The following is a 5402-nucleotide window of genomic DNA, read 5'->3' on the forward strand; positions in this document are numbered from 1 at the left end:
AATAAAAGAGCACCGGTCACCCGATGCTCGAAAAGAAATTATGCGTTATGTTTTAATTCTCCTACTTTAAACAACTGCTCATAATCAGGCCATTTCATAACCTTTTTTAAATATTCTTTAAAAGAATAGCATCTCTTTGGTTTTGTTTCCTGATCGATGGATACAAGAAACTTCTGTAAACGGACTTGGATCATAAATTTATAAGTACTATCTTCCTCCAATACAGGAATATCCATGACTTTAACCTTCTGTCCAACATCATTTTTGAACTCTAGGCTTTTAAATAACAAAATATCAATCCTCTTTTTCACCCGTTTGATTATATTATACACCTAACTCAAAACGAAATGTGTCTAATTATGCTTGGATTAGAAAAATATTTGTGAATTTTCCTGTAAAAAAAACAAGTCTTTTGTTCTAACATATTCTCGGAAACATCGTTCCTGATAATCTCGTTAATAACCGTTTGGAGCCAAGCGGGGTTTCTATTAATAGCTGTCCTTTTCCTTTACCGGTGATGGAACCGATGACAACAGCATCTCTGCCTTCACGGAACCCACGTAATATATCAATTACTTTTTCTTTATCCTTATTTGCGACAATCATAATCGCTTTTCCCTCATTGGCAAGATATAGCGGGTCAAATCCAAGCAAATCACACATTCCATGTACTTCTTCCTTAACTGGCAAATCAATCTCGTTAATCTTCATCGTTACGTGAAAGTCCTCGGCAATTTCAACAAGGCTAGTAGCCAGCCCTCCTCTTGTCGGATCACGCATGATTCGTACACCTTCAGTAGACCGTAGAACCTCCATTAACATTGTATTCAATGAAGCACAATCGCTAGAAATGGGGACAGTTATTCCTAGTTCACCTCTTGCCGCCAAGATTGCAATTCCATGGTCTCCAATCGTACCTGATACAATAATCGCGTCACCTTTTTCAAATTCAAGGCTGCAGCCCAAATTATTTTCATAGATTCCGATTCCGGTTGTATTTATATAAACTCCATCAGCACTGCCGCGTTCAACGACCTTCGTATCGCCCGCAATAATAGTCACACCCGTTTTCCTCGCTTCATTAGCCATATCCGAGACGATTTTTTTCAAATCGGAAATCAAGAAACCTTCTTCAATGACAAAGCCGCAAGTTAAAAAAGCAGGCTTTGCTCCGCTTACGGCGAGGTCATTTACAGTCCCTGCTACTGCAAGTTTACCAATCGACCCGCCGGGAAAGAAAATGGGTTTGATGACAAAGGAGTCGGTAGAAACTGCAATTCTGTGAGTCGGCATTGTGATGGATGCTGCATCAAACAAGGCCGCATTCCCATCTCCAAACGCTTCAATAAATACATCTTTGATTAACCGATGGCTCATTTCTCCGCCATCACCATGTGCTAAGCTAATATATTTTTCCATTAAAAGCTCTCCCTCATGTATTGATAATAGGCTGCACAACTGCCTTCTGCCGAGACCATGCATGGCCCCACAGGGTTCATAGGGCGGCAGGCTTTTCCAAACAGTGGGCATTCAATTGGTTTGATTAATCCACGAATCACTTCACCGCAGCGGCACTTGGTTTTTCTAGGCTCCCCTACGTCTATTGAAAAACGTTTCTTCGCATTATACCGGTCGAATTCCGGTTTTAAATCTAAACCGCTTCTCGGAAAAACCCCCATCCCGCGCCAAGCTTCATCACATGGTATTAGGTACTTTTCGAGCCACTGATGGATCACTTGATTTCCAGTTTTACTAACGACTGCAGGATGATTATTTTCAATAGCTATCCTTCCTGTTAGAGCCAAATCGATTAATTTATAAATCCCCGAGAGTAATTCTGCTGTTTCAAAGCCGGTAATAACCCCGGATATGTAATATTCATCAACCAAATACTGATATGAATCTTCTCCCAATACAATAGAGACATGTCCTGGGAGCAAAAAGCCGTCCAAATTGATGTCACCGGCATCTAATAAATATCGAAGGGCCGGTTCAACAAGTTTGGTCGTCATCCAAATGGTAAAATTATCGATACCTCGTTTTTCCGCCTCTCCTATCATTAAGGTAAGGATGGGAATAGTCGTTTCAAAGCCAACACCAAGGAAGATAACCTCTTTGTCAGGGTTTTCTTCCGCAGCTTTTACCGCATCGACAGGGGCATATAATACTCGGATATCCTTACCGGCAATCTTAGAATCAAGCAGAGTGTTGTTTGATCCCGGCACCCTCATCATATCGCCAAATGTACAAATTATTCGGTTCTCACCTTCAGCTAAGGCAATCATTGCATCAATCGATTGCTGATCGGTTACACAAACAGGACAGCCCGGGCCTGAAATGAGATTCACATCATCCTTCAAGCATTGCTTCACCCCTGTTCGGGCAAGTGACATCGTATGTGAGCCGCAAACCTCCATAAAGTCTGGTTTACGGCCAAACTTACCTTGGAACTCTTTCGCTTTTTCAATAACGGCTTCGACCATTGGCTTACAAATTTCCGGGTTATTGGACTGTTTCAGAATTTCGAGCATTAACGAGTCTCCTCCATTCCTCCACACTTTGTCTCGCATAGCCTTCATCGACAATAGTCATCGCTTGGCCGGCATGGACAATTACATAATCTCCAAGCTCAATATCTGGTACAAAAATCGTCCCTACTGTCGTCTGAGATCCCATAACATCTACCACTGCACTGTATTCCCTCTTTTTCACTACTTTTGCTGGTACTCCAACACACATTGGCTAGCACTCCTCTTTGCCGCGGCAACCGCTACTTGCCCGTATGATAATCCCCCGTCATTACATGGAACCTTTTCAGGAACAAACACATCAAAACAGTATTTACTTAATTCAGCCGTGATTCTTTTTCTTAAAAATCGATTGTGGAAGCTTCCACCTGATAAAACTACCGTTTTCTTGGCCCCAGGATTCTTATCGCTCAAATATCTTATTGCACTGACAGTAGCTTGAACTACGCTTTCATGGAATCTTCCGCTTATATGATGGACATCCAAGGCAGATAGAACATCTAAAGCAATTTCTTTGATCATCCCGGAAAAGTTTATCGTTAACATCTCTTTATCTATTAATTCATAGGAGTAGGGCTCGTATAACACTTGTTCGTCCGCCAGTTCTGCTAGTGAGATAGCTGCTTCCCCATCATAGCTGGAAACCTTCGTTACCCCGCAAAGGGCACTAACGGCATCAAAAAGCCTGCCGCATGTCCCTGCAAAAACGGTGTTAACTTTTCTTTCAATCATCCTTCTTAAAATATCTATCTCTGCTGTTTTGTCAGTAAAAATAGCCTTGGCAAGAGCAGTACCCTCCTCACCATGGTGCGAGATCAGCATGGCTGCTGCATTTCGCCACGGTTCACGAATACACTTTTCACCTCCGGGAAGGGGAGTATAGTGTAAATGAGCCATGCGCTCAAACCCTAAAGCATCTCCATAGAAGATTTCAAATCCCCATATGTTTCCGTCCAGACCAAATCCTGTTCCGTCCAGAATAATCCCGAATGTCTTTCCGGAAATTTGATGCTCCTCGAGAACTGCAGCCATATGGGCATGGTGATGCTGAACTTTCATTACCTCAGCAAAATCAAACTCTTTTACCAGTTTCTGAACATGATAGTCTGGGTGGGCATCAATAACAGCAATATTTTTTGGTATATCAATCCACTTTAATAGATGGGCCATTTCTTGTTTATAATGGTCTATTGTTTCAACATTTTCTAAATCCCCGATGTGTGGACCAACAAATATCTGCTCATTACGACCAATCGTAAACGTTGTTTTTTGCTGACTGCCAAACGCAACGATTCCTGTCACATCTTGACGAGTCGAAAATGGGTCTGGCACATATCCCCTTGATCTTCGAAGAAAATCAAGCTTTCCATTATTCATTTGCACAACCGAATCATCGACAGGATGAAGAATATCCCGGTTATGAACAAGATAGTAATCGGCAATGTTAGCTAAATATCGAAAGGCTTCTTCATCCTTATAAAGGATTGGCATCCCTGATGGGTTTGCACTTGTCATTACCAGACAAACCAGCTCAGGGTCAGTAAATAGCAAATGATGGAGTGGTGCATATGGGAGCATTACTCCAATCGTCCCCATTCCCGGTGCTACACTTTCAGCAAGCGGATATTGATCTTGTTTTTTCAATATAACGATAGGTGATTCCGGACTTTTCAATAGCTGACGTTCTTCTTCATCCAATTCCGCAAGAACGTCCACTTCCGAAATAGATGCAGCCATGACTGCAAGCGGCCGCAAAGGCCGATTTTTCCTTTTACGCAATTCAGAAACCGCCCGCTCATTTCGAGCATCACAGCAAAGATGATACCCGCCTATACCTTTTATCGCTACGATTTTCCCTTCTTTTAATAGTTGTACCGTTGTCTTAATGGGATTAGCTGAATCAACTTCCACTCCATTTACATCTAGTAATCGCACCTTTGGACCGCATGTCGGACAGGCAATTGGCTGGGCATGATGACGTCTATTCTTAATGTCTTCGTATTCCCTTTGGCATTCATCACACATCGGAAAACTTTTCATCGATGTGACAGGCCTGTCATAGGGCAATTCCTCGATAATCGTGTAGCGGGGACCACATTGGGTGCAATTGATAAACGGGTATTGATAGCGAAAATCGTTCGAGTCATTCATTTCGTTCAAGCATTCGTCGCAAACAGCGGATTCAACCGGGATGACAAGCATGGATGTTCCAGCTCGTTCACTCGGAATAATAGTAAATTCGGATAGCCTTTTCAGTTCAACCTCTGCTGTGAATATTTCATCGATTCTAGATAACCTCGGAGCTTTTTTTTCCAAGTTTGATAGAAATGCTTGGATTCTCTCTGATTCCCCTTCAAGATGAATTTTGACCCCATCCATATTGTTTTGTACAGTTCCGTTTAACTGGTATTTGTCAGCAAGCTGGAAGACGAACGGCCGAAAACCAACACCCTGTACTCTACCACGGACAGCAATCTTTACTGCGCTATCCATTTTTCATATGCCCCTTCAATCCATGAAAACCATTCATGCAGGCCCTCCTGTGTTCTGGCAGAGAGTGGCAATAAGCATGATTCCGGATTAATTTCAGATAAATCTTTTCTGGCTCTTCTGCACGCTAAAATCAAGGTATGGGAGTAAGTCAATTTTATTAAGTAAAACAAGTTCCGTACGCATAAACATTTGCGGGTATTTTGGAATTTTATCATTCCCTTCAGGAACACTTAACACAGCGACTTTATGCTGCTGGCCAAGGTCATATCCTGAATGAAGCGGCGCACGAAAACGCGAAAGCGTTTCACGATAAATGCGAAACGCCTATCTAGGTTGTTGGGTTTTGGGTGCGCATCGTCCAGCAACTGAACCAAGGCAAAA

The 5402-nt window shown here is 42.4% G+C and carries 5 protein-coding genes and 1 pseudogene; all 6 read right to left on the reverse strand.

Annotation, left to right across the window (positions count from 1 at the left end):
* Positions 1–38 precede the first annotated feature (38 nt).
* On the reverse strand, positions 39–290 hold the full coding sequence (locus tag ACO1D1_RS25030) for a DUF2535 family protein (protein WP_149872734.1): 252 nt from the start codon (positions 288–290) through the stop codon (positions 39–41).
* A 127-nt stretch (positions 291–417) separates the two neighbouring features.
* Positions 418–1419, reverse strand: coding sequence for a hydrogenase expression/formation protein HypE (gene hypE / locus ACO1D1_RS25035; RefSeq protein WP_423337519.1), 1002 nt, complete (start codon positions 1417–1419; stop codon positions 418–420).
* Positions 1419–2531: a hydrogenase formation protein HypD gene (gene hypD, locus ACO1D1_RS25040; protein WP_423337520.1), complete on the reverse strand. Its 1113-nt coding sequence runs from the start codon at positions 2529–2531 to the stop codon at positions 1419–1421. The genes hypE and hypD overlap by 1 nt, the downstream gene beginning before the upstream one ends.
* Entirely contained in the window at positions 2503–2739 is a 237-nt protein-coding gene (locus tag ACO1D1_RS25045; protein ID WP_149870695.1) for a HypC/HybG/HupF family hydrogenase formation chaperone, read from the reverse strand. Before ACO1D1_RS25045 ends, hypD begins: the two co-directional genes overlap by 29 nt.
* Entirely contained in the window at positions 2712–5021 is a 2310-nt protein-coding gene (hypF, locus tag ACO1D1_RS25050; RefSeq protein ID WP_423337521.1) for a carbamoyltransferase HypF, read from the reverse strand. The genes ACO1D1_RS25045 and hypF overlap by 28 nt, the downstream gene beginning before the upstream one ends.
* A pseudogene (locus ACO1D1_RS25055) lies at positions 5006–5294 on the reverse strand (GTP-binding protein); the annotation flags it as partial. The pseudogene ACO1D1_RS25055 and the gene hypF, both read right to left, overlap by 16 nt.
* Between the last annotated feature and the right edge of the window lie 108 nt (positions 5295–5402).

This window comes from Neobacillus sp. 19, from assembly GCF_049463095.1.
Taxonomy (GTDB): domain Bacteria; phylum Bacillota; class Bacilli; order Bacillales; family Cytobacillaceae; genus Neobacillus.

Bases quoted from the DNA above. Each gene is read 5' to 3' on its own strand.
- hypF (WP_423337521.1), bottom strand. From the start codon at position 5,021: ATGGATAGCGCAGTAAAGATTGCTGTCCGTGGTAGAGTACAGGGTGTT.
- hypE (WP_423337519.1), bottom strand. From the start codon at position 1,419: ATGGAAAAATATATTAGCTTAGCACATGGTGATGGCGGAGAAATGAGC.
- hypD (WP_423337520.1), bottom strand. From the start codon at position 2,531: ATGCTCGAAATTCTGAAACAGTCCAATAACCCGGAAATTTGTAAGCCA.
- ACO1D1_RS25045 (WP_149870695.1), bottom strand. From the start codon at position 2,739: ATGTGTGTTGGAGTACCAGCAAAAGTAGTGAAAAAGAGGGAATACAGT.